This is a genomic window from Bradyrhizobium sp. Unk1, from assembly GCF_059512345.1.
In genome coordinates, this window is record NZ_JCAMOP010000028.1 from 14624 (window position 1) to 38107 (window position 23484).

22 protein-coding genes are annotated in these 23484 nt (G+C 65.0%); 2 read left to right on the top strand and 20 right to left on the bottom strand.

Features of this window, described 5'->3' with window-relative positions:
* Positions 1-5 precede the first annotated feature (5 nt).
* The 11 genes from AC5ZFO_RS30575 to AC5ZFO_RS30625 all read right to left on the bottom strand — a co-directional run bounded on the left by AC5ZFO_RS30575 (position 6) and on the right by AC5ZFO_RS30625 (position 11426).
* Positions 6-1178, bottom strand: coding sequence for a thiolase family protein (locus AC5ZFO_RS30575; RefSeq protein WP_282522070.1), 1173 nt, complete (start codon positions 1176-1178; stop codon positions 6-8).
* 201 nt (positions 1179-1379) lie between these two features.
* Positions 1380-2969 carry a phosphoglycerate dehydrogenase gene (gene serA / locus AC5ZFO_RS30580; protein ID WP_071909593.1) on the bottom strand — a complete coding sequence of 530 codons (1590 nt, stop codon included), beginning with the start codon at positions 2967-2969 and terminating at the stop codon, positions 1380-1382.
* Between the two features lie 168 nt (positions 2970-3137).
* Complete coding sequence (locus AC5ZFO_RS30585) at positions 3138-4310, bottom strand: phosphoserine transaminase (RefSeq protein ID WP_014492059.1); 1173 nt, start codon at positions 4308-4310, stop codon at positions 3138-3140.
* 79 nt (positions 4311-4389) lie between these two features.
* Positions 4390-4581, bottom strand: coding sequence for a hypothetical protein (locus AC5ZFO_RS30590; protein WP_496122963.1), 192 nt, complete (start codon positions 4579-4581; stop codon positions 4390-4392).
* 271 nt (positions 4582-4852) lie between these two features.
* A complete protein-coding gene (locus tag AC5ZFO_RS30595) occupies positions 4853-5317 on the bottom strand; it encodes a GNAT family N-acetyltransferase (RefSeq protein ID WP_282522069.1) in 465 nt (154 codons plus the stop codon).
* Between the two features lie 30 nt (positions 5318-5347).
* Positions 5348-5938 carry a glutathione S-transferase family protein gene (locus AC5ZFO_RS30600; protein WP_028151832.1) on the bottom strand — a complete coding sequence of 197 codons (591 nt, stop codon included), beginning with the start codon at positions 5936-5938 and terminating at the stop codon, positions 5348-5350.
* Positions 5939-6013: 75 nt separating this feature from the next.
* Positions 6014-6901 carry an outer membrane protein gene (locus AC5ZFO_RS30605; protein WP_496122964.1) on the bottom strand — a complete coding sequence of 296 codons (888 nt, stop codon included), beginning with the start codon at positions 6899-6901 and terminating at the stop codon, positions 6014-6016.
* 168 nt (positions 6902-7069) lie between these two features.
* Positions 7070-7945 carry an outer membrane protein gene (locus AC5ZFO_RS30610; RefSeq protein WP_282522067.1) on the bottom strand — a complete coding sequence of 292 codons (876 nt, stop codon included), beginning with the start codon at positions 7943-7945 and terminating at the stop codon, positions 7070-7072.
* 229 nt (positions 7946-8174) lie between these two features.
* Positions 8175-9422, bottom strand: coding sequence for an MFS transporter (locus tag AC5ZFO_RS30615; RefSeq protein WP_496122965.1), 1248 nt, complete (start codon positions 9420-9422; stop codon positions 8175-8177).
* 272 nt (positions 9423-9694) lie between these two features.
* On the bottom strand, positions 9695-11038 hold the full coding sequence (gene glmM, locus AC5ZFO_RS30620) for a phosphoglucosamine mutase (protein ID WP_071909589.1): 1344 nt from the start codon (positions 11036-11038) through the stop codon (positions 9695-9697).
* Between the two features lie 220 nt (positions 11039-11258).
* The gene (locus tag AC5ZFO_RS30625; protein ID WP_208084565.1) at positions 11259-11426 is read right to left on the bottom strand and encodes a hypothetical protein; all 168 of its coding nucleotides are present in this window, start codon (positions 11424-11426) and stop codon (positions 11259-11261) included.
* Positions 11427-11545: 119 nt separating this feature from the next.
* On the opposite strand from AC5ZFO_RS30625, the gene AC5ZFO_RS30630 reads away from it, so the two are divergent.
* Positions 11546-12682 carry an alpha-hydroxy acid oxidase gene (locus tag AC5ZFO_RS30630; protein WP_282522065.1) on the top strand — a complete coding sequence of 379 codons (1137 nt, stop codon included), beginning with the start codon at positions 11546-11548 and terminating at the stop codon, positions 12680-12682.
* A gap of 124 nt (positions 12683-12806) precedes the next feature.
* Here the strand turns inward: AC5ZFO_RS30630 and AC5ZFO_RS30635 are convergent, their stop codons facing one another.
* The 9 genes from AC5ZFO_RS30635 to AC5ZFO_RS30675 form a co-directional block, all read right to left on the bottom strand.
* A complete protein-coding gene (locus tag AC5ZFO_RS30635) occupies positions 12807-13427 on the bottom strand; it encodes a single stranded DNA-binding domain-containing protein (protein ID WP_496122966.1) in 621 nt (206 codons plus the stop codon).
* Positions 13428-13441: 14 nt separating this feature from the next.
* Positions 13442-14068 (bottom strand): hypothetical protein, encoded by a 627-nt coding sequence (locus AC5ZFO_RS30640; RefSeq protein WP_282522063.1) that lies wholly within the window; start codon positions 14066-14068, stop codon positions 13442-13444.
* Positions 14069-14135: 67 nt separating this feature from the next.
* A complete protein-coding gene (locus AC5ZFO_RS30645) occupies positions 14136-14975 on the bottom strand; it encodes a shikimate dehydrogenase (RefSeq protein ID WP_282522062.1) in 840 nt (279 codons plus the stop codon).
* 52 nt (positions 14976-15027) lie between these two features.
* Complete coding sequence (locus tag AC5ZFO_RS30650; RefSeq protein ID WP_282522061.1) at positions 15028-15672, bottom strand: YoaK family protein; 645 nt, start codon at positions 15670-15672, stop codon at positions 15028-15030.
* A 66-nt stretch (positions 15673-15738) separates the two neighbouring features.
* Positions 15739-17493, bottom strand: coding sequence for a SulP family inorganic anion transporter (locus AC5ZFO_RS30655; RefSeq protein ID WP_282522060.1), 1755 nt, complete (start codon positions 17491-17493; stop codon positions 15739-15741).
* Between the two features lie 95 nt (positions 17494-17588).
* Positions 17589-17861 (bottom strand): helix-turn-helix domain-containing protein, encoded by a 273-nt coding sequence (locus tag AC5ZFO_RS30660; RefSeq protein ID WP_014492044.1) that lies wholly within the window; start codon positions 17859-17861, stop codon positions 17589-17591.
* A 263-nt stretch (positions 17862-18124) separates the two neighbouring features.
* Complete coding sequence (locus AC5ZFO_RS30665; RefSeq protein WP_496122967.1) at positions 18125-20173, bottom strand: elongation factor G; 2049 nt, start codon at positions 20171-20173, stop codon at positions 18125-18127.
* Between the two features lie 153 nt (positions 20174-20326).
* On the bottom strand, positions 20327-20809 hold the full coding sequence (locus tag AC5ZFO_RS30670; RefSeq protein WP_282522058.1) for a DUF992 domain-containing protein: 483 nt from the start codon (positions 20807-20809) through the stop codon (positions 20327-20329).
* Positions 20810-20995: 186 nt separating this feature from the next.
* Positions 20996-22198, bottom strand: a complete 1203-nt coding sequence (locus tag AC5ZFO_RS30675; RefSeq protein ID WP_039157959.1) for a pyridoxal phosphate-dependent aminotransferase — start codon at positions 22196-22198, stop codon at positions 20996-20998.
* A gap of 619 nt (positions 22199-22817) precedes the next feature.
* Between AC5ZFO_RS30675 and AC5ZFO_RS30680 the strand changes: the two genes are divergently transcribed.
* Positions 22818-23468 (top strand): glutathione S-transferase family protein, encoded by a 651-nt coding sequence (locus AC5ZFO_RS30680; RefSeq protein ID WP_282522057.1) that lies wholly within the window; start codon positions 22818-22820, stop codon positions 23466-23468.
* Positions 23469-23484: the final 16 nt, after the last annotated feature.

Genomic DNA, 23484 nt, shown 5'->3' on the forward strand with positions numbered 1-23484 from the left:
TTGGATCAGCTGTAGATCTCGAACAAGCCGGCGCCGCCCTGGCCGCCGCCGATACACATGGTCACGACGCCCCACTTGGCCTTGCGGCGCGCACCTTCCTGGAGGAGGTGGCCGGTGAGACGCGCGCCGGTCATGCCGAAGGGGTGACCGATCGCGATCGAGCCGCCGTTGACGTTGTACTTGGCGGGATCGATGCCGAGTTTGTCGCGCGAGTAGAGGCACTGGCTGGCGAAGGCCTCGTTGAGCTCCCACAGATCGATATCGTCGATCTTCAGGCCGGTGCGCTTCAGCAGCTTCGGGATCGCGAACACCGGGCCGATGCCCATCTCGTCCGGCTCGCAGCCGGCCGTTGCCCAGGCGACGAACCGGCCGAGCGGCTTGAGGCCGCGCTTCTCGGCATCCTTGGCTTCCATCAGCACCACGGCGGCGGCGCCGTCGGAGAGCTGGCTGGCATTGCCGGCGGTGACGAACTTGCCGGGGCCCTTCACTGGCTCGAGCTTGGCGAGGCCTTCCAGCGTGGTCTCGGGACGATTGCACTCGTCGCGATCGACGACGTAGTCGACGATCGACTCCGCCTTGGTCGCCTTGTCGACGACCTTCATTTTGGTCTTCATCGGGACGATCTCGTCCTTGAACTTGTTCGCCTGCTGGGCCGCGGCCATGCGGCGCTGCGATTCCAGCGAGAACTCGTCCTGGTATTCGCGGCTGAGCTTGTAGCGCTCGGCGACGATGTCGGCGGTGTCGATCATCGCCATGAAGATATCGGGCGCGACCTTGAGCAGCTCCGGATCGATCGATTCCTTCGGCGAGCCGCCGCCCGGGATCGAGATGCTCTCTACGCCGCCGGCAACGATGCAGTCGGCGCCGTCGGAGCGGATCGAGTTCGCGGCCATCGCGATGGTCTGCAGGCCCGAGGAGCAGAAGCGGTTCACGGAAACGCCGGCCGTGGTCGTCGGCAGGCCGGCGAGCAGCGCGGCCTGACGGCCGATGTTCGGCGCGCCATGGGCGCAATTGCCGAGATAGCAATCCTCGACATAGTCCTTCTCGACGCCGGCGCGGTCGACCGCGTGCTGGATGGCGTGGGCCGCGAGCGACATCGGCGGCGTGATGTTGAACCCGCCGCGGCCGGACTTGGCGAGGCCCGTGCGTGCATAGGAAACGATGACGGCTTCACGCATTGTCTTCTCCCTTTTCGAACGATTTTGAACGGAGCGTCGGTCGAAGTCTTCTCGGCGCCATTGGTACACAAAGTTCGGCTGGCTTGGGAGAAATAAAGCGGGCCGCTGCATCAACAAAAACGCCGCCCTCTCGGGAGGGCGGCGTGGTTGTTCCGCAGGTCGGAATATATGACGACCGTCATTCCGTGGCGCGCGAGCGCCTCAGAACGTCAGTGCCTTGACCTGCTTGACCTGCGGCAGGGCCTGCACCTTGGCGAGCAGTTCGGGCGGCACGACGCCGTCGACCTCGATCAGCGCGATGGCATCGGAGCCCGGCGCGACGCGGCCGAGATGGAAGGTCGCGATGTTGATCTTGGCGTCACCCAGCAGGCTCGCGAACTTGCCGATGAAGCCCGGCTTGTCCTCGTTGGTCACGTAGATCATCGACTTGCCGAACTCGGCGTCGACGCGGATGCCCTTGACGTCGACGAGGCGCGGCTTGCCGTCATGATACACGGTGCCGGAGACCGAGCGCTCCTGGCGCTCCGTCGCCACCGTGACGGTAATCAGGCTCTCGTAGTCGCTCTGGGCGGCGCGCACGATCTCGTCCACCACCATGCCGCGCTCCTTGGCGACGACGGGGGCGGATACCACGTTGACCTCGCCCAGCATCGGCCGCAGCAGGCCCGACAGCACGGCCGAGGTGATCGCCTTGATCTTCATCTCGGCGACGTGGCCCTCATAGGTGATCTGCACCTTGAGGATGCCGGATTCGGTGAGCTGGCCGGCGAACGAGCCGAGCTTCTCGGCGAGCGAGATGAACGGCTTCAGCTTCGGCGCTTCTTCCGCCGTGATCGACGGGAAGTTGACGGCGTTCGAGATCGCACCGGTGAGCAGGTAATCCGACATCTGCTCGGCGACCTGGAGCGCGACGTTCTCCTGCGCTTCCGTGGTGGAGGCGCCGAGATGCGGCGTGCAGATCACGTTGGGATGGCCGAACAGCACGTTCGCGTTCGCCGGCTCCTCGACGAAGACGTCGAAGGCGGCGCCGGCGATGTGCTTGGAATTGAGCGCATCGACCACCGCCTGCTCGTCGACGAGGCCGCCGCGGGCGCAGTTGATCAGGCGCACGCCCTTCTTCATCTTGGCGATCGCGGATGCGTCGATGATGTTCTTGGTCTTCTCGGTGAGCGGCGTGTGCAGCGTGATGAAATCGGCGCGCTTCAAGAGGTCGTCGAGCTCGACCTTCTCGACGCCGATGTCCTTGGCGCGCTCCGGCGACAGGAACGGATCGAAGGCGACGACCTTCATGCGCAGGCCGAGCGCGCGGTCGGCGACGATCGAGCCGATGTTGCCGCAGCCGACGACACCGAGCACCTTGCCGGTGATCTCGACGCCCATGAAGCGGTTCTTCTCCCACTTGCCGGCCTGGGTCGAAGCGTCGGCCTGCGGGATCTCGCGGGCGAGCGCCAGCATCAGCGTGATGGCGTGCTCGGCGGTCGTGATCGAATTGCCGAACGGCGTGTTCATCACGATGATGCCCTTGGCCGTGGCGGCGGGAATCTCGACATTGTCGACGCCGATGCCGGCGCGGCCGATCACCTTGAGGTTGGTCGCCTTCTCAAGGATTTTTGCGGTCGCCTTGGTCGCGGAGCGGATGGCAAGGCCGTCGTAATTGCCGATGATCTCGGCAAGCTTGTCCTTGTCCTTGCCGAGGTTGGGCTGGAAGTCGACCTCGACGCCGCGATCCTTGAAGATCTGAACGGCGGCGGGAGAGAGCGCGTCGGAAATGAGAACTTTGGGTTTGGTCATGGTGTCTTCCTTCACACCCTCCCCTGGAGGGGGAGGGTCGGCGCAAAGCGCCGGGGTGGGGTGAAGCTACGGATTCGAAACTCGCCGGTGCGCCGCGTGGAGAAATCACCCCACCCCGCCGCACCTGACGGTGCGTCGACCCTCCCCCTCCAGGGGAGGGTCAGAAGCTCAGGCGGCCTTGGCGAGCTGTGCCTTGGTCTCGGCGAAGGCCCAGTCGATCCACTGGGTCAAGAGCTCGACGTCTTTCGCCTCGACCGTGGCGCCGCACCAGATGCGCAGACCGGCCGGCGCATCGCGGTAGTAGGCGAAGTCGTAGCCCGCGCCTTCCTTCTCGACCAGCGCGACCAGCTTCTTGGAGAAGTCGGCCTGCGCGTCCTCGGAGAGCGACGTGATCGCGGGATCGGTGAACTTCAGGCACACCGAGGTGTTGGAGCGGATCGCGGCATCCTTGGCCAGGAAGTCGATCCAGGGCGTCTTCGCCTTCCAGTCGGCCAGCACCTTGGTGTTGGCGTCGGCGCGCGCGATCAGCGCCTTCAGGCCGCCGATCGACTTGGCCCAGTTCAGCGCATCGAGATAATCCTCGACGCACAGCATCGACGGCGTGTTGATGGTCTCGCCGACGAAGATGCCTTCGTTGATCTTGCCGCCCTTGGTCATGCGGAAGATTTTTGGCAGCGGCCAGGCCGGCTTGTAGGTCTCGAGCCGCTCCACAGCGCGGGGCGACAGGATCAGCATGCCGTGCGCGGCTTCACCGCCGAGCGCCTTCTGCCAGGAGAAGGTGACGACGTCGAGCTTGGCCCAGTCGAGCGGCTGCGCGAACGCGGCCGAGGTGGCGTCGCAAATGGTCAGGCCTTCGCGGGTCGCGCTGATCCAGTCGGCGTTCGGGACGCGCACGCCGGAGGTGGTGCCGTTCCAGGTGAAGACGACGTCGGACTTCGGATCGACCTTGGAGAGATCGGGGATTTCACCATAGGCAGCGTTGAGCTTGGTGACGTCCTTGAGCTTCAATTCCTTGACGATGTCGCTGACCCAGCCCTCGCCGAAGGATTCCCAGGCGAGCGTGGTGACGGGCCGCGCACCGAGCAGCGACCACAGCGCCATCTCGACCGCGCCGGTGTCGGAGGCCGGCACGATGCCGATGCGATAATCGGCGGGCACTTCAAGCACTTCGCGCGTCAGATCGATCGCGAGCTTGAGCTTGGTCTTGCCGACCTTCGCGCGATGCGAGCGGCCGAGCGCTGCGTCCTTGAGATTTTGGGCGTTCCAGCCGGGGCGCTTGGCGCAGGGGCCGGAGGAGAAATGCGGCACGTTCGGCCGCGAAGCGGGCTTCGCTACAGTCATGATCTACCCTTCCAGATAGTAAGCCTCCCGTTGGGGGGAGGTGTCCCGCCGCGGCTGATACGGGAAACGGGAAGTGCAGTCAAGGAAGTTCCGGCGTCTCACGCTGGAGTGAAGGCGCTTCCGGCGCAATCTTGGGGGATTCGACCACGGCAAGCGCGTTCAACAAGTCCGTGGCATCGCTGATCAATTGCGCGGCACGACGGCGGCTGCCGACTTTCAAAATGCATTTGTCATTGGCCTGCACGGCGTAATCGTTGCCGACCTTGATCATGGAATAGCTTGTCATCGAAATCCCCGAACCGACCGAGCCCGGTGTCTGACGCTGCCGTAGCACCGATCGTTCCCGGCTCAACGTGAACGACGGCTGGGTAGTTTACCGGCTCTTAATATGAACGAATGCGCGATCCGAATTTGCTGATCGCGCAAGGCTCGCGGCCAGAGCCCCATTCCGATACAATCGGAATGGGACTCTTGATTTTTGTGTTGACGCGTTTTCTTTACGCGAACCGGTATCCACTTCGCTCGAAAACGCTCTTACTGCCTCAAAAGCGGACAGTCATGCCGACGTGACTCGCAGCGAAGCCGAGCCGCTTGTAGAAGCGCTGCGCATCTGTTCGCGTCTGATGCGTCAGCAGTTCGACCAGATTGCAGCCGCGCGCTTTCGCTTCCGCGATCGCCCATTGCACCAGCTGCTCGCCGATGCCGCGGCTGCGACAATCAGTGGCAACGCGGACATCTTCGAGCAGACCGCGGATGCCGCCTTGCGTGCTGATGCCCGGCAAGATCGCAAGTTGCAGGCAGCCGACCACCCTGCCCTCGCTCTCTGCGACCACGAGCGTGAGATTTTGATCGCGCGCGACCCGCTCGAACGCCTGGTAATAGGACCCAGGCAGCGGATCCTCCACGCGCTCGCGGGCCCGCCCGAGATGATCGTCGGCAAGCATGGCGACGATCGCCGCAACGTCCTCGCGGCGCGCGGGACGGATGGAGACGGACTTCTCGTTCATGTCGGGAAACTCCAAGAATCAGCGTGACTCTCAGCGCGCCGGTGGAAGGCCGAGCCAGGCTTCGGCCTCGCCGATCCAGCGGCGGATGGCGGCATGGCGACCGAGATCGAAGCCACCTTCATGCGCGAGGCGGGTATAGGCGAGCAGCGAGACGTCGGCGAGCGAAACTTCCTCGCCGGCGAAGAAGCGGCTTGCCGCAAGATGCTGCTCCATGCGGTCGAGCGCCGCATAGCCGCGCTTGACCTTGTCAGGGTCGAGCTCGGACGCGTCCTTGCCGAGATAGACCAACTGGAAGCGGCACACCGCGATATAGGGCTCGTGGCTGTACTGCTCCCAGAACAGCCATTCGTCCATCTTGGCCGCAGTGAAGGCATCGCGCGGAACGAGCGCGCTGTCGCGAGCGAGATAGCGGATGATGGCATTGGACTGCGCCAGCGTGCGGCCGTCGTCGAAGGCGACGGTCGGCACCTGGCCGGCGCCGTTCATTTTCAGGAATTGCGGCGTGCGCGTCTCGCCCTTGCGGGTGTCGATCTCGATCCATTGGTAAGGCAGCGCGAGCTTGTCGCAGACCCACTTCACCTTGAGACAATTGCCGGAATTGGTGTCGCCGTAGATCTTCATCGCCGTCGCCCCGTTTTGGAGCGACAGAGCATCAGGACGGAGGGAACCTGTCAACCGCGGCGCGGCGAAGCAGCGTCAGAACTTGTAACCGAGCCCGACGCGCGCATTGTTCAGCGTCACCGACGTGTTCATGACGGGAGAGAACTTCACGTATTCATATTCCACCCGCGCGAACAGTCCTTCCCACAGGCAGTATTCCAGTCCGAGACCGGCGGTCCAGCCGACCACGAAATTGTTGGTTCTGTGCTGGGTCTGCGTCTGCGACTGCGCCAGAACCTGATGCGGCGTTCCGATGATGGTGATGACGTTACCGAATGCGTCCTGCACGGTGGCATCCTGACGCAGCTTCACATCGCTCGTCACGGTGCGGGAGACGTCCATGCGGCCGATGGCGGCTCCGGCGAACGCGTAAGGCATGAAATCGCCACCGTCCCAACCCACGCGCCCGCGGAGCGTGACCATGTCCTTGACCGTCGCCGCGGCGGTGCCGGTCAATGTCGTGAGATAGTGGTTGGTCACGCCGGTGGGCTGGACGTCACCAGGCGGGTTGACGATATCGAGCGCATTGGAGCCGGACGACTGCGAGGAAATCTTGTTGAAATAGGTGTAGGTGCCCTCGAGACCGAGAACGGCATCGTACCATTGCCAGTTGCGGCCGACGAAGCCGCCGAAATTCGTGCCTTGCGTCGTGGTCTTGTTGAGGAGCGACCACGACGATGTCGGCCCTTGCAGCACGCTGTCGCGGAAGATGAAATTGGTGAGGCCGACGACGCTCTGGCTGAAGTCGGTTGATGCCGAGGAGTAGCCGAAATTGCCGCCGGCGTAGAAGCCGTCCCAGTTGCGCGTCGTCTTCGACAGACCATCGGTGAAGCCGCCGCGCAGGATGGGCAGATCCGGCATGTCGGCCGCTTGCGCGGCAGACACCGTCCCCAACATCGCCGCCGCCAACAGAAGCCTACGCATCCCAACGCTCCATCGAACTCGAACTTTCACTCGTGATCATGGCTCGTTAACCTTAACCAATGGTTGCGTCTGACGTTTTCGTCGCCGCCCGCCATGAAAAATATGCAAAGCAAAACGGCGCGGGATGATCCCGCGCCGTTAAGAGACGTTAAGCGATGAGGCTGACGATCAGCCCTTGGTGACGAGCGGCGGCGGCATGTAGGCCGGCGGGCTGCTCAGATCCCAACGCACGCCGAGCTTGACGTCGTGCGAGGTGATCTCGTTGAACTTGAAGGTGTTGCCCCGGGTGAACCCCGTGAAGTCCGAGATGGCTCCGGTCGTGCCAGGTCCCAGATCCACGTAGCTGTAGGCCAGTTCGAGTGTGAGGCTCGGGTTGACCTTGTAGGCCAGACCGGCATGGGCTGCCCAGGCGAAATTCCACTTGGACCCGCTCGCTGCGGTCGCGTAGCTCGGGAAGGTTCCGGGCGTAACCGTCGGTCCCGGCGCGACGAAGGGCGAGACAGCGCCGGTGTCGGTGAAGTTCGAAATGCTGACGCGCGAAGCGCCAACACCAGCTCCGATGAACGGCGTGATGCACCACCAGGTGCCGAGGTCGACATAGGCGTTTGCCAGGAACAGCAGTTCCGACTTGCTGCCGCTGTAATTGTCGATCCCGGAATACCCAACGCCGTAGGCGGACGCCTGGAAGACATCCGAGCCCTTGAAATTGGATTTGCCGCGATACTGTGCGGTGAAGTCCGTTCGGAACCAGCTATTGACCCGATAGCCGACGCCAAGTCCGTAGATTCCTGCGGCGTCGAAGCCCGTCGTCTGATTGAGCGAGCTGATCTGGGAATAGGCCGACTCGTCGGATTTGCGGATGCTCTTCACGCTCTGATTGCTGAACCCGATGTCGCCGCGGAGATACCAGCCGCCGAAGTCGACGGGCGGAGCCGGCGGCGCGTACATCGGAGGCGGAGCCGCGATCGGCATATCGGCGGCGAACGCCATCGACGAGATCAGGGTCGCCGCACCCGCGGCAAGGAGAGACTTAACGCTACGCATTTGGCTTCGTCCTTATGGCCGGTGAGGCAAAATGCTGACGCCCCACGTTCTGGAAACTCACGGGAGGACGATGGCACCAAATGTTTAAGCGCCACTTAACCCTAATTTTTAAGGTTGATTTTTTCTCACCACTCGCGTGCATGCAGCAGAAGCGTTGCAAAAAAGAGCCGCCCAGACGCCCCCAATTGCTAACGATTGATGAAGCCGCAATGCAGCGAAACAGGATTTGTTAACGCAGGTGCCGCGGCAGCTTGGGCAGGAACACCGCAAGCAGACCGATCGCCGGCAGCCAGGCACAGACCTGGTAGACGAACTCGATCGAGGTGTGATCGGCGAGCTTGCCGAGCACGGCGGCACCCAGGCCCCCGATGCCGAAGGCGACACCGAAGAACACGCCGGAGATCATGCCGAAGCGGTGCGGCACCAGTTCCTGCGCGAACACGATGATCGACGACGTCGTCGAGGAGATGATCAGGCCGATGATGACGCTGAGCGCCGCGCTCGCATAGAGCTCGGCATAGGGCAGCGCCAGCGTGAACGGCAGCGCGCCGAGAATCGAGATCCAGATCACGATCTTGCGGCCGAAGCGATCGCCCAGCGGACCGCCGAAGAACGCGCCGACCGCATTCGCGGCAAGGAAGATGAAGAGATAGATCTGCGCCGCCTGCGTCGACACGCCGAAGCGATCGATCAGATAGAAGATGTAGTAGCTCGACAGGCTCGAGACGTAGAGCTGCTTCGAGAACAAGAGCGCCACCAGCACCGCAAGCGCGACCGCGACGCGGCGCGAACTCGGCGCGTCGGGATGGGCCTGAACCGTCGCCGTCTTCTTCGCCTTGATCTGCGGCTCATACCAGCGGCCGATGCGCCAGAGGATGAGGATCGCGAGGAACGCGATCGAGGAGAACCAGGCGATGCTGCCCTGCCCGAACGGCACCACGATCAGCGCCGCCAGCACCGGCCCCATCGACGTGCCGAAGCTGCCGCCGAGCTGGAACACCGATTGCGCGAAACCATAACGGCCGCCGGAGGCGAGCCGCGCGATGCGCGCGGATTCAGGGTGAAACACTGCCGAGCCGAGGCCGACCAGCGCGGCGGCGACGAGGATGACGAGATATTGGTGTGCAGCGCTGAGCAGCAGCAGGCCGAAGAAGTTCGAGGCCATGCCGATCGCGAGCGAATAGGGCTGCGCCTTCTTGTCGGTGTAGTGCCCGACGACCGGCTGGAGCAGCGAGGCCGTGAACTGGAAGGCCAGCGTGATCATGCCGATCTGCGCGAAGTCGAGCGCGTAGGTGTCCTTCAGGATCGGATACACCGAGGCGATCAGCGACTGCATGGTGTCGTTGAGGAAGTGCGAGAAGCTGATGCCGGCAAGCACGACATAGGCCGGCCCTGCGGCAGCCCGGGCGGGCGTGACGTCGCTGACGACGACCGGCTCGGTCAGCGTTTCCTCGGAGACGACGACAGGCTTGTTCAATGGAGCATCCCGGCGGGCACGACAGATTGCCGCGACCAGCCAATTACGATGCAAGCGACGGTGGAACCACCGCCAATCGTCGATGGCTGGGATGCGAGTGTCGTCGGCCGGTCAAGAGCGCTTCACCCTCCCCTGGAGGGGGAGGGTCGATCGCGCGCAGCGCGAGCGGGGTGGGGTGATCTCTCCACATGGAAAGCTGCCCGTGAGGAGAGATCACCCCACCCCGGCGCTTCGCGCCGACCCTCCCCCTCCAGGGGAGGGTAAGAAAGACCTCAGGCCGCGGCCTGTCCGAGCGCGGAGACGATGGTGTCGACGACGTCCTCGACCAGCAGGCGGTCCTCGCCCTCGCCCATGACGCGGATCACGGGCTCGGTGCCGGACGAGCGGATCAGGAGGCGGCCGTGGCCGTTGAGCCGCTTCTCGCCGTCGGAGATCGCCGATTTGACGTCGGAATCCTCGAGCGGCTTGCCGCTCTTGTAGCGGACGTTCTTCAGGATCTGCGGCAGCGGGTCGAAACGGTGGCAGACTTCCGACACCGGCCGGCGCAGCTTCTGCACCACGGCCAGCACCTGCAGGGCCGCAACGAAGCCGTCGCCGGTGGTGGCATAGTCGGACAGGATGATGTGGCCGGACTGCTCGCCGCCGAGATTGTAGCCGCCTTTCAGCATCTGCTCGAGCACGTAGCGGTCGCCGACCGGCGTGCGCACGAGATCGAGCCCCTGCCCCTTGAGGAAGCGTTCGAGGCCGAGATTGGACATCACGGTGGCGACGATGCCCGGCCGCGACAGCCGCCCGTCTTCCTTCCAGCTCTGCGCGATCACCGCGAGCAGCTGGTCGCCGTCGACGGTGTGGCCGCGCTCGTCGACCAGGATGACGCGATCGGCGTCGCCGTCGAGCGCGATGCCGATGTCGGCGCGCATCTCGCGCACCTTCTTCGACAGCGTTTCCGGCGAGGTCGAGCCGCATTCCTTGTTGATGTTGAAGCCGTCGGGCTCGACGCCGATCGGCACGACGTCGGCGCCCAATTCCCACAGCGCTTCCGGCACCACCTTATAGGCGGCGCCGTTGGCGCAATCGACCACGACGCGCAGACCGTCGAGCGAGAGATCGCGCGGCAGCGTGCGCTTGGCGAATTCGATGTAGCGGTCGTGCACGCCGTCGATACGGCGGGCGCGGCCGAGGCTCGCGCTCTGAGCGAGCCGCTTGTCGAGGGATTCGTCGAGCAGCTGCTCGATCTGCTTCTCGACGTCGTCGGACAGCTTGAAGCCCTGCGGGCCGAACAGCTTGATGCCGTTATCCTCGAACAGATTGTGCGAGGCCGAGATCATCACGCCGAGATCGGCGCGCATCGACTTGGTCAGCATCGCCACTGCCGGCGTCGGCATCGGGCCGACCAGCAGCACGTCCATGCCGACCGAGGTGAAGCCCGCGACCATCGCATATTCGATCATGTAGCCGGACAGACGGGTGTCCTTGCCGATCACGACCCGGTGGCGATGATCACCGCGCTGAAACGCGAGACCTGCCGCCTGGCCGACCTTGAGCGCGAGCTCCGGCGTGATCAGTCCGTTGGCGCGGCCCCGGATCCCGTCCGTCCCGAAATATTTGCGGCTCATAATCGTCCCCCACGCAACAACCAGGGACCCCTCTACAACTACGGGATGCCCGAAAGGGACCCGCATCCCTGATTTGCTGAGACGTTATAATGCCTTCGAGGCTAACTTGGCTTCAAAAAATGTGATTAATCATTACGGGACCGGGCCCAAGCCGCCCCGGTAACTTATTGTTAGCACTATATTTCCGACCGACGGGGCGAACCGGAGCGGAACCCGCCCCCTAGTCGGAGCGCTTCACATGGCCGTCCTGGCGGCTCGGCGCCGGCTGGGTGACGTTGACGGGATCGGAACCCGGGAAGGTCTCTTCCAGGCCCTCCTCCAGCGCGTCGTCGAGATCCTGCTTCTCCTTGATCTCTTCCGGTGTCGGCTGTCCGTGCGGTTTGCTCATGGCGCCCTCCTCGCAAACGATTTGGCTGTGCATCCAACCATGCTAGATGACCCCTCGATCTTCCGATGCAAGACTTCTGAAGCAAGACTTCTGATGCAAGACGGGCCGGGGAAACGTTCATGAAGCACATCACCTGTATCGACGACCTGCGCACGCTGCATCAGCGCCGCGTGCCGAAGGCGTTCTTCGACTATTGCGACCGCGGCTCCTATGCCGAGGAAACGCTGCGCGCCAACCGCGAGGACATGCAGGCGATCAAGTTCCGCCAGCGCGTCCTGGTCGACGTCTCCAGGCGCGACACCTCGACCATGATCCTCGGCGAGTCCTCGACCATGCCGTTGATCTTGGCGCCCGTCGGCCTCTTGGGCATGCAGCATGGCGACGGCGAGATTCATGCCTGCCGCGCCGCGCAGGCCGCCGGCATCCCGTTCACGCAGTCGACGATGTCGATCTGCTCGATCGAGGACATCGCCGCCAATGTCGAGAAGCCGTTCTGGTTCCAGCTCTACGTGATGAAGGACCGCGGCTTCATCAAGGAATTGATCCAGCGCGCGATGGCGGCGAAATGCAGCGCGCTCGTGCTGACCGTCGATCTCCAGGTGATCGGCCAGCGTCACCAGGACATCAAGAACGGCATGACGGTGCCGCCGGAATGGTCGCTGTCGAAGCTGATCGATTTTGCCACCAAGCCGGCCTGGGTGTCGGGCGTGCTGCAGGGCAAGCGCCGCACCTTCGGCAATCTCGCCGGTCACCTGAAGGTCAGCGACGACATCACGTCGCTGTCGACCTGGATCAACTCGCAGTTCGACACCTCGCTGAACTGGAACGACATCGAGTGGATCCGCAGCATCTGGCCGGGCAAGCTGATTTTGAAGGGCATCCTCGACGTCGAGGACGCCGAGCTCGCCGCGAAGACGGGCGCGCAGGCGCTGGTCGTCTCCAACCATGGCGGCCGTCAGCTCGACGGCGCACCGTCCTCGATCGAGGTGCTGCCGGAGATCGTCGACGCGGTCGGCTCGCAGATGGAGATCATGTTCGACGGCGGTGTCCGCTCCGGCCAGGACGTGATGCGCGCGCTCGCGCTCGGGGCAAAGTCCTGCATGATCGGCCGCGCCTACGCCCATGGCCTCGGTGCCGGCGGCCAGGCCGGCGTCGCCAAGGCGATCGACATCATCCAGAAAGAGCTGCTCACGACCATGGGCCTGTGCGGCGTCAACAGGATCGACGAGATCGACGATCATATTATTGCGGTGTGACCGAAGCGGCGGCGCCGTAGGGTGGGCAAAGCGAAGCGTGCCCACCAATTTCGCGAAACGCGGGAAAGTGGTGGGCACGGCGCAAGTGCGCCTTTGCCCACCCTACGAGTTCAGCGCCAGTCCCTCACATCGGCGGCGTAATCCCGTCGCGACCGACGTTCACCCGGTTGGCCTCCAGCGAGCCGTCGTCCTTTTTCGCCGCGCCGAAGATGATCAGCTTGGCGCCGGGCTTGATCTCGGATTTGTCGCTGGCGACGAAGGTGACGATCGGCGTGTCCGGCTGCACCACCACTTTCTTCTCGCCGTCCTTGTACTTGACGGTGATGTTCTGGCCGTCGGTGCCTTCCACCGTCTGCGCCACGGTCGCGTTGGTCATGGTCGAGTTGGCGCGCGCATCCCAGGGACGAAAACCTTCGGCCGCGCCGCGCTGGTTCTCGGGGAAGATGTGGACGGCGATCGCCCTCTGCGTGCCGTCGGGCTCGGGCATGCCGGTCACGCCGATATAAGAACCTTCCTTGATCTCCGCGAGCGACGTCTTGACCACGGCGAAGACCGCGACGTTGTCGGTCATGCGCACCTTCACGTCGCTGCCTTCGCGCGTCTTGATGCCGAGCGTGTTGCCGTCGACGCTCTCGATGGTGCCGCGGATGCGCACCGTCGGCGCCTGCTGCGCCGAGGCGGAGAACATCGAAGTGACGGCGAACGCGGCCACGAACAGACGTGGCATCCAGCTTGATTTCGACATGTGGCCATCCTCCATCACATCGGCGGTGTCAGGCCATCGCGGCCGACACTGACGCGGTTGGTTTCGAACGAGCCGTCCGGCAGCTGCTTCATGAAGGCGATGACTTTCGCGCCGGCCTTCAGCTCGGATTTGTCGCCGGGCACGAAGGTCACGACCGGCGTGTTGTCGGCGACGAACACCTTCTTCTCGCCGTCCTTGTACTTCACCAGCAGCGTATGGCCGTCATTACCGACCACGCTCTCCGACACCGTGGCATTGGTCATGCTGGAGTTCGGCTTGAGGTCATAGGGCCGCGAGCCCTCGCCGGTGCCGCGCATGCTCTCCGGAAACACGTGGACCTCGACCGCGTTCTGGCCGCCGTCCGGACCCGGCACCGTGGTGGCACCGACGAAGGAGCCGACCTTGATGTCGGCGAGTGAAATTTTGGTAATGCCCGACACGTTCACGTCAGGGGCGATGCGAAGCTTGACGTCCTCGCCGCTGCGCGACTTGACCTGCATGGTGTCGCCATTGACGCTCTCGATCGTGCCGCGCACGCGCGTCGGCACCGGCGCCTTCTGCGCGACGGCATAGAGGGTGGAAGCGGCCACCATCGCGACGGCGATGAGCGGACGTGTGAATGTTGCACGTTGAACAGGCATGACGGTCTCCGGATTGTCCCCACTGGGATAGAACTCCGGAGATGGGGCGCTATTCGCCGTTATTCTTTCAAGTCTTTGTGAGATCGGCCTCGACCTGCGCACGCAGCTCCGTGGTGACTTCCGGCCTTTGGCCGAACCACAGCTCGAAGCCGCGCACCGCCTGGTGCAGCAGCATGCCGAGGCCGTCGGCGGTGTTCAGGCCGCGCGCCTTCGCAGCCGCCAGCAGCGGCGTCACCAGGGGAACGTAGACGAGGTCGGCGACGACCGCCCCGTCCGGCAGGCGCGCCACGTCGACATCGAGTGAAGGCTGGCCGTGCATGCCGAGCGAGGTCGTGTTGACGAGAAGTCTTGCGCGCGGCAGCAAATCGTTGATGCCGTCCCAGGGAAGCGGATGCACGTTCGGCCCGAACTGTCTTGCCAGCGTCTCGGCGCGCGCGATGGTCCGGTTGGCGAGGTGGATTCGCTTGATGCCGCGTTCGAGCAGGCCGAACACGACCGCGCGCGAGGAACCGCCGGCCCCGAGCACCAATGCTTCTTCCGCCCTGTCCCAACCGGCCGCTGCGGCATCGAGATTGCCGATGAAACCTTCGACATCGGTATTGGTCGAGCGCAGCTCGCCGTCGGCAAACCACAGCGTGTTCGCAGCGCCGACGGCCCTGGCGCGCGCATCGGGCGTGGACAGCGCCAGCACGCCTTCCTTGTGCGGGATGGTAACGTTGGCGCCGACGAAGCCGCGCAGCGACAGCCGCAGCACGAAGTCGCGCAGATCCTCGGGCGGGACCGCCTCGATGACGTAACCTCCCTCGATCCCGAGCGTGCGCAGCCAGTAGCGATGGATCAGCGGCGAGCGCGAATGCGCGGCCGGCCATCCGATCAAACAAGCTGCGGGAGTCCTGGGCGCGGTCATCTTTCCCTCGGGTCGTGTTCGAGGCGATCCATTTCGCGTCCCGCTGGCTCTGTCAAGCGCGCGGCCGCCGCATCGCCGCAGCCACGATCGCAGCCAAAGCCAGCGCCGCGGCAGCGGCGAACCAGATCGCGGCGAGGTTGATCCGGGCATAGCCGAGCGCCCCGGCCGCCGAGCCCGCAACGAGCGCCGCCCACAACAGCAGGTTCGGCGCCCAATTCCAGCGCGGCCCGCCGGTGAGGCTCACCGCGAGGAACTGGCCGACCTTGACCAGCGCGCCCGTGACATAGGTGAGGCCGAGGCCCGCGCCACCATCGATCTGGAACACGGCGTTCTCCAGGCCCATCGCGAGCACGATGGCCGCGATCGCGAGGTTGGACAGGCCGTAGGCATGGCAAAGTCCGGCACCCGCAAGCAGCCCGGTTTCAATGAGAAGCAGCCAGGGCTGCCGCTCGGCCCCGCCGCCGAGCACGACGAGGCTGCCGGCCGCAGCACCGGCCACGAACAGCGCGATCAGGCCGAGGGCGCTGGCGGCATGCCACCATTGCGCTTCCGCAAGGCTGACGCCGAGACGCGTGGAGTTGCCACTCATGAACGAGACGAACAGGCCGCCGAGATGCAGGAAGCCGATGCCGTCGACATAGCCCGCCAGCATGCTGAGCGCGCAGGCCAGCACGATGTTGCGACGCGAATCCAGCATTCCCTGCACCACCGCCGTGACGCGGCAGTGTCGATCAAATCGGCCGGCTTGAGAAGTGCGCTGCCGTCAGGTCGCGGCCGCGTCGTCGGCCACGGGCTGCGCCGCGCCGGCCTTGATGTCGGCGACGGCACGCGCGATGGTCTCGCGATAGCGCGCACGCGGCGGCGTCACGCCATGGGTGAGCAGCGCGCGGCGAACCGGAGGCGACGCCCCGGTGATGAACAGCCGGATGCCATGGCGGTGCGCCTTGGCGGCGACGCGGCCGAGCACGTTGGCGGCCGTCGAGTCCAGGAACGGCACCGCGGCGAAATCGACCACGAGACCCTTGCGCTGCTCGGCGATGCCGTCGAGCACGTTTCCGATTGCCGAGGCGGCACCGAAGAAGAACGCGCCGGTGATGCGATAGACCAGCACGTCGCGATCGATGGCGAGCGCGGGATCGTAAGGCACGCGCTCGCCATTGCCGTCATCGGGACGATCGGCGGCCACCAGCGGGGAGCGCTCCTCGATGCCAGTCATCTCCGCCATGCGGTGGATGAACAGCACCGCGCCGAGCGCGAAGCCGACCAGGATGCCTTCGGTCAGGTCGCGGAAGATGGTGAGCAGGAAGGTCGCGAGCAGCACGACGGCATCGCCCCAGGATGAGCGCAAGAGCGTTGCGAATTCGTGCTTCTCCGCCATGGTCCAGGCGACGACGACGAGCACGGCGGCGAGCGCGGCCAGCGGGATGTAGCTCGCGAGCGGCGCCGCGATCAGCATGAACAGCAGCAGGAAGGCCGAATGCAGCATCCCCGCGAGCGGCCCGCGCGCGCCGGCGCGGATGTTGGTGGCGGTGCGCGCGATCAGGCCGGTGACGCAGATGCCGCCGAACAGCGCCGAACCGATGTTGGCCGCGCCTTGCGCCACCAGCTCGCAATTGGAGCGGTGGCGGCGTCCGGTCATGCCGTCGGCGACCACCGCCGACAGCAGCGATTCGATCGCGGCCAGCAGCGCGAACGAGATCGCGTCAGGCAGCACGGCCGTCGCCTTCGCAAGCGAGAACGCCGGCAGCGCCGGAGACGGCAATTCGCGCGGAATGCCGCCGAAGCGGCTGCCGATGGTTTCCACGGGCAGCGACAGCACGGCAGTCGCGACCGCCGCGAGCACGACCGCGATCAGGATGCCGGGCCAGGACGGCCGCCAGCGCCGCAAGGCTGCGATGATGACGATGCTGACGATCGCGACCGCGACGGCGGACGGATTGATCGTGTGCAGGCCTCCGGCGAGCGCAACGAGTTTCGGCACGAATTCGCCGGGCTCTTTCCCGGCCAGCGTGATCCCTGAGAGATCGCGGAGCTGGCTGGCGAAGATGATCACGGCGATGCCCGCGGTGAAGCCGACCGTGACGGGGTAGGGAATGAACTTGATGTAGGTGCCGATCCGCAACAGGCCCGCGGCGATCAGGACCATGCCCGCCATCAGGGTGGCGAGGATCACTCCGTCGACGCCGTGCCGCTCCGCGGTCACCGCGACCAGCACGATGAAGGCGCCGGCAGGCCCGCCGATCTGGAAGCGACTGCCGCCGAGCAGCGATACGATGAAGCCGCCGACGACAGCGGTGTAGAGCCCGCGGTCCGGCGTCACGCCGGAGGCGATTGCGATCGCCATCGACAGCGGCAGCGCGACGATGGCAACTGTCAGGCCCGCGAACACATCGGCGCGGAAATCAGCGACGCCATAACCCTCGCGCCAGACGGTGACGAGCTTTGGCAAATACAGTTCGGCAAAGGTCGGCTGACGCGGTCGATGCAGCCCGCCTGCCCGCTCGCTGGTGATGCTCATGCTCCGCTGCCCCACAATGCTCCGGTGCATCGTGCAGCGCGCGCGTGCGACGATGCGCTAGCTCATCCTGATTCCGGGCACGATCATCACACCGATCATGCCCCGACGCGGCGCGGCGGCCCCGGCTCCTTCAGGCGAACGCCCCGCCCGCCGCTGTCGCTGCGGGCCTGCTCGCCGATCAGCTCGACGCCGGCCCGGTCGAACGCCTCGACCACCTTGATCAAGGTCTCGACCACGCCGCGAACATTGCCGGTGCTGGCCTCCATCCGCTGGATGGTCGGCAGCGAAACGCCGGCGAGCTCGGCCAAGGCTTTCTGGTCAATGCCAAGCAGCGCGCGGGCTGCCCGCATCTGGAACGACGTGATCACCGTGGCCTCACGTATCAGAGCTTATAAGTGATATCTGGAGCATGCACAATGATGTAAAATACATCATTGCGAGCGCTTGGTGCAAGTGCCCTTCCGTCATTGCGAGCGCAGCGAAGCAATCCAGAATCCCTCCGTGGAAAGACTCTGGATTGCTTCGCTGCGCTCGCAATGACGCGTGGAGAGGACACCGCCTCACTTCCTCACCCCGTAAGAAGGGGGAGAGGAAGTGAGCGAGCGGAGCCTCCCTCACCGCGCGAGGCGGATCACGCCGCGTGCTGATGCGCGGCGATGATCTGGTCGGCAGCGCGGCCGGTCACCTCGGCCATGTGGTCGAACTGACGGGTGAAGCTGCCGGCTCCGGCCGTGGCCGAACGCAGCTCGACGATGAGCTCGCCGATCTCCGCCTCCGGCATCATGGCGCGGACGCAGTCCCATCCGCTCCAGCCGTCACGGGTGTCGAAGCCGAGGATCTGGCCGCGCCGCGCCGACAGGATCGCGTTGATCTTGGCGGTAGCGTCGGTCGGGCAGACGATCTCGACCACGTGGATCGGCTCCAGCAGCACCGACTGGCATTGCGGCAGACCTTCGTTGAGTCCGACCCGCGCCGCCGTGCGGAAGGCGAGGTCGGAGGAGTCGACACTGTGGTAGGAGCCGTCGGTCAGCGTCACCTGTAGATCGGTGACGGGGAAACCGAGCGGGCCGCGCGTCAGTCCGTCGACAACGCCCTCTTCCACCGCGCCGATATAGTTGCGCGGCACCGCGCCGCCCACGACCTTTTCGGCGAACTTGAACCCCTCGCCGCGCGGCAGCGGCTTGATGTCGAGCACGACGTCGCCGAACTGCCCGTGGCCACCGGACTGCTTCTTGTGCCGGCCGCGCTGGACGATCGGCTTGCGGATGGTCTCCTGGTAGCCGATCGCGGGTGGCTGCGAGGTGATCTTGACGCCGAAGCGGTCGCGCAGCCGCTCGCTCGCCACGCGCAGATGCATTTCGCCCTGGCCCCACAGCACGGTGTCGTGGGTCTGGGCGTTCATCACGATGCCGAGCGAGGGATCCTCCTCGTGCAGCCGGGCAAGGGCCTGGCCGAGCTTGACGTCGTCCTTGCGGTCGGTGGCGGCGACCGAGATCGCGAGCACCGGCGGCGTCGGCTCCGGGGCGAACAGCGCAGCCGGCGGGGACTTGCCGCTCGAGACCGTATCGCCGGTCTTGATCGGGTCGACCTTGGCGAGCGCAACCGTGTCGCCGGCTTCGGCCGCGGCACGCTTGGTATCGTAGGCGCCGTTGACGGCGAGGATGCCGGAGATGCGGCCGCTCCCGCCGGAGGCGGATTGCAGCGTGGCGCCGTCGTCGAGATGGCCGGCGAGCAATCGCGTCAGCGACAGCTTTCCGCCGTGCTGCGAATGCAGCGTCCTGAAGACGTAGCCGAGCGCCTCCTTGCTGGCCGGCACACCGAGACGCTTTGCAGTTTCCTCGATGCCGGGCGCCTCGTGGCGTAGGGCCTTCATCAGGCGCAGCACGCCGTTTTCGCGCGCGGCGGCCCCCAGCAACACGGGGCAGATCTGCCCCTCGCGCAATTCGCGCGCGAGATCGTCGAACACCGCATCGCGCGGCGGCTGGATGTCCTCGAGCAGTTGCTCCATCAGCGCGTCGTCGTGATCGGCGAGCTTCTCCAGCATCGAGAAGCGGGCCTCCTTCTCGCGATCGAGATCTCCGCCTTCGAGCGCGACCACCTCGGAGGCCTTGTGCTCGCGGTAGATGAACGCACGTTCCAGCGCGAGATCGACGAAGCCCTCGATCAGCTCGCCCTTCCAGATCGGAATCTGGCGCAGCACCAGCGGCACGCGCGAGGCCGGCTGGAGCGTTGCCAGCGTCTCGCGGATGCGCTTGTTGGCGCGGTCGATCTTGTTGAGGAACAGGAAACGCGGGATCTTCAGCTCCTCCAGCTCGCGCAGGATGATCTGAAGCTGCGGCAGCTTCTTCTCGTCGGCCTCGCAGACCACAACCGCGGCGTCGACAGCGGGAAGCGCTGCACGCATGTCGTGGGCGAACTCAACGGAACCGGGACAATCGAGGAAGGTGTAGCTGTCGCCCATGAAACTCGTGGTGGCGGCAGTCAGGCCGACGGTCATCTTGTGATGACGGGCCTCCGCGGAGGCGTCGCCGACGGATGTTCCGGCGTCGACGCTGCCGGCGCGGGGGATTGCGCCCGTTCGCGCCAGTATTGCTTCGAGAAGTGTGGTTTTACCGCTTTGGAATGGGCCCACCAGTGCGATGCACCGTGGACCTCGGGGACTTCTGACGTCTTGTCCCATTCGCCGCCTCCTTGGTGTGGAGCTCGGCCCATGATTGGGTCGGCAAACGCCGATGCTCTGCCCGTCCCCGAGATTTGGCAAGCATCAAAAATCGCTGCGGTGCGTCGTTGCCGAAATCGCGTCGGACCGACGCGATCAGCACACGGGAAATTGTCAACGACCCGGACGGAGTTCCAGCCTCTCGAGGCCGGCGGCGACGTTGAGGCCGACCTGGCCCTGCACGCTGAGCGGCTGGAGCGCGATCGAATTGTTGGAGCCGCCGACCAGCGCGTTGCCACCGATACCGACGCCGACCGAGGCGCTGCCCTGCGCGCCGGCATAATTGCCCGAGAGATCGCCGGGGCCGAGCCGGTCGACCGGCGCGAACACGCCCCAGGCAAGCGTGGTCTCCTGGGTGATGCCGATGTCGAGGCCCACTTTACGGATGGTCGCGACGTAGCGATCTTCCGGCAAACCGTCGGCACGCAGGACGCAACCGAGATTGGTCACCGATCCCACGATGAAGCCGACGCTGGCGCCGCCGCGGCATTCGAGCACGCCGACCCGGACCATCCGCTGCTGCTGAGCGCCGCTGTTTGCGACGGAGGCAACGAGGCTGGCCGCGGCGAGCCCGGCGAGGATGAACGAACGGCGCATGAATGTCTCCGGCGATGAATGTGATGCGAGCAGAGAGAGCGCCCCACCCGTGTTGCGCGATGGTCTATGCCACAAGAGCCGTGGTGGTGCCAGATCACGCGTGACGATAAGCGTGCAAACAATAAAAAGGCCCGCCGGAGGCGGGCCTTTTCGATAGGTATTTGTCGATAGATATTTGCGACAGGCTCAGCGGAGATTGCCGCAGAAGCGCTGGATGCGCTTGCAGGCGTCTTCGAGGTCCGAGGTCTTGGTCGCGTAAGAGATGCGGAAGGCCGGGCCGAGGCCGAACGCCGAACCCTGCACCACGGCGACGCCTTCGGTCTCGAGCAACTCGGTCACGAAGGTCTCGTCATTGTCGATCACCTTGCCCGACGGCGCGGTCTTGCCGATCGTGCCGGCGCAAGAGGGATAGACGTAGAAGGCGCCTTCGGGACGCGGGCACTCGATGCCCTTGGCCTGGTTGAGCATGGAGACCACGAGGTCGCGGCGCTCCTTGAACACCTTGTTGTTGGCGGGGATGAAGTCCTGCGGACCGTTCAGCGCTTCCACCGCGGCCCATTGTGCAATCGACGACGGGTTCGAGGTCGACTGCGATTGGATCGTCGACATCGCCTTGATGAGCTGCGCCGGACCGCCGGCGTAGCCGATGCGCCAGCCGGTCATGCAATAGGCCTTCGACACGCCGTTCACGGTGAGCGTGCGGTCGTAGAGTTTCGGCTCGACCTGCGCGACCGTGGTGAACTGGAAGTCGTCATAGACGAGGTGCTCGTACATGTCGTCGGTCATCACCCAGACATGCGGATGCCTGACCAGCACGTCGGTGAGCGCCTTCAGCTCGGTCCTGGTGTAGGCCGCACCGGTCGGGTTCGACGGCGAGCACAGGATCACCCATTTGGTCTTCGGCGTGATCGCACGCTCCAGCGCCTCGGCCTGGAGCTTGAAGCCGGTCGCGGCGGTGCAGACCACCGGCACCGGCTCGCCGCCGGCGAGCGCCACCATCTCGGGATAGCTGACCCAGTACGGCGCGGGGATGATCACCTCGTCGCCCGGATTGATGGTCGCCATCAGCGCGTTGTAGAGCACCTGCTTGCCGCCGGTGCCGACGATGATCTGGTTCGGCTTGTAGGCCACGCCGTTCTCGCGCTGAAACTTGCCGATGATGGCTTCCTTCAGCTCGGGAATACCGTCGACGGCGGTGTACTTGGTCTTGCCGGCTTCGATGGCATGGATCGCAGCCAGCTTGATGTTGGCGGGCGTGTCGAAGTCGGGCTCGCCGGCACCTAAGCCGATGACGTTGCGGCCCGCCGCTTTCAGCGCACGTGCTTTATCCGTGACCGCGATGGTCGCGGACGGCTTCACACGGTCGAGCGCAGCGGCAAGGAAGGACATCGTCATCTCCTGACAAGCGTCGTGAACCCTTTGGCCTCACGACTCCAATTGTGGGAATGAGCCACCCTAAAACGTGTGCCGCTGCGCCGCAAGAAACTTCGGCCCGATCTCGAAAAAGTTTACGGATCTGGAGCGCTTCTAGACGCGTTTTTCCGCAATTTTCCGTAACTTTGCCACGCAAATCGCTCATATCCGGGAAGGCTTGTCCTCGGAGCAATTTTGCGTGTCGCCATAGCGAAATCTGAACGCCGTCATGCCCGGGCTTGTCCCGCCTGCGCGGCCGAAGCCGCTTCGGCGCGGCGAAGGCCCGGGCATCCACGTTCTTTGTGTCGTATGTCGAGCGTGGATGGCCGGGTCAAGCCCGGCCATGACGATGCGGAAGCTTCTGCGTCCTGACCGCTCTCGCGAGGCGCGATCGTCCCGCGGCCGCGCGCTGACGCAAGCGTGATCTGATTTGCAGCGTCGCAGGAAATGATCTTCCGCGGCATTGCGGTGCGGTAGGGTTTTCGAGTTTTTCTATGACGCGGGTCTTGCGGCGGATTCGCAACGGCATCATTGTTTAGCCGCGATGCGAAGTAACGAACACCGCACCTTCCCGTCCTCGGAACGAACTCCCAGAATGTACAAGCTCTATTCGATGCAACGCTCCGGCAACAGCTACAAGGTCCGCCTTGCGCTGGCGCTGTTGAACGTGCCTTACGAAGCGGTCGAGGTGGACATTCTGCGCGGCGAAAGCAAGACGCCGGACTTTCTCTCCAAGAACCCGTCCGGACAAGTGCCGCTGCTCGATGTCGGCGATGACCGCTATCTCGCCGAGTCCAACGCCATCCTCTGGTACGTCGCGGTCGGCACGCCGCTCGCGCCCGAGAACCGCATCGACCGCGCCGAGGCGCTGCAATGGATGTTCTTCGAGCAGCACGCGCTCGAGCCGAACATCGGCGCCGCCTATTTCTGGCTGTCGCTGGTCAAGGGCGGCCGCGATCTCCAGACCCACTCCCTGGAAGACTGGATGGAGCGCGGCTATGGCGCGCTCCAGGTGATGGAAAACCACCTCAAGACCAACGCCTATTTCGCCGCCCGCCAGCTCACGGTCGCCGACATCGCGCTCTACGGCTACACGCACCTCGCCGACCGCTGCGACTTCGACCTCTCGACCTTCCCGGCGATCCGGGACTGGTTGAAGCGCGTCGAGGCCGCCCCCGGTTTCGTATCGATGGACTGGCGGCCGGCGGACGTCGACGACCCCGCCAGCATCGCGGCGGGCGCCTGACGGCGCGCTGGCTCCG

Coding starts and splice junctions, on each gene's coding strand:
- AC5ZFO_RS30575 (WP_282522070.1), bottom strand. CDS start 1,178: ATGCGTGAAGCCGTCATCGTTTCCTATGCACGCACGGGCCTCGCCAAG.
- serA (WP_071909593.1), bottom strand. CDS start 2,969: ATGACCAAACCCAAAGTTCTCATTTCCGACGCGCTCTCTCCCGCCGCC.
- AC5ZFO_RS30585 (WP_014492059.1), bottom strand. CDS start 4,310: ATGACTGTAGCGAAGCCCGCTTCGCGGCCGAACGTGCCGCATTTCTCC.
- AC5ZFO_RS30590 (WP_496122963.1), bottom strand. CDS start 4,581: ATGATCAAGGTCGGCAACGATTACGCCGTGCAGGCCAATGACAAATGC.
- AC5ZFO_RS30595 (WP_282522069.1), bottom strand. CDS start 5,317: ATGAACGAGAAGTCCGTCTCCATCCGTCCCGCGCGCCGCGAGGACGTT.
- AC5ZFO_RS30600 (WP_028151832.1), bottom strand. CDS start 5,938: ATGAAGATCTACGGCGACACCAATTCCGGCAATTGTCTCAAGGTGAAG.
- AC5ZFO_RS30605 (WP_496122964.1), bottom strand. CDS start 6,901: ATGCGTAGGCTTCTGTTGGCGGCGGCGATGTTGGGGACGGTGTCTGCC.
- AC5ZFO_RS30610 (WP_282522067.1), bottom strand. CDS start 7,945: ATGCGTAGCGTTAAGTCTCTCCTTGCCGCGGGTGCGGCGACCCTGATC.
- glmM (WP_071909589.1), bottom strand. CDS start 11,038: ATGAGCCGCAAATATTTCGGGACGGACGGGATCCGGGGCCGCGCCAAC.
- AC5ZFO_RS30625 (WP_208084565.1), bottom strand. CDS start 11,426: ATGAGCAAACCGCACGGACAGCCGACACCGGAAGAGATCAAGGAGAAG.
- AC5ZFO_RS30630 (WP_282522065.1), top strand. CDS start 11,546: ATGAAGCACATCACCTGTATCGACGACCTGCGCACGCTGCATCAGCGC.
- AC5ZFO_RS30635 (WP_496122966.1), bottom strand. CDS start 13,427: ATGTCGAAATCAAGCTGGATGCCACGTCTGTTCGTGGCCGCGTTCGCC.
- AC5ZFO_RS30640 (WP_282522063.1), bottom strand. CDS start 14,068: ATGCCTGTTCAACGTGCAACATTCACACGTCCGCTCATCGCCGTCGCG.
- AC5ZFO_RS30645 (WP_282522062.1), bottom strand. CDS start 14,975: ATGACCGCGCCCAGGACTCCCGCAGCTTGTTTGATCGGATGGCCGGCC.
- AC5ZFO_RS30650 (WP_282522061.1), bottom strand. CDS start 15,672: ATGCTGGATTCGCGTCGCAACATCGTGCTGGCCTGCGCGCTCAGCATG.
- AC5ZFO_RS30655 (WP_282522060.1), bottom strand. CDS start 17,493: ATGAGCATCACCAGCGAGCGGGCAGGCGGGCTGCATCGACCGCGTCAG.
- AC5ZFO_RS30665 (WP_496122967.1), bottom strand. CDS start 20,173: ATGGGACAAGACGTCAGAAGTCCCCGAGGTCCACGGTGCATCGCACTG.
- AC5ZFO_RS30670 (WP_282522058.1), bottom strand. CDS start 20,809: ATGCGCCGTTCGTTCATCCTCGCCGGGCTCGCCGCGGCCAGCCTCGTT.
- AC5ZFO_RS30675 (WP_039157959.1), bottom strand. CDS start 22,198: ATGTCCTTCCTTGCCGCTGCGCTCGACCGTGTGAAGCCGTCCGCGACC.
- AC5ZFO_RS30680 (WP_282522057.1), top strand. CDS start 22,818: ATGTACAAGCTCTATTCGATGCAACGCTCCGGCAACAGCTACAAGGTC.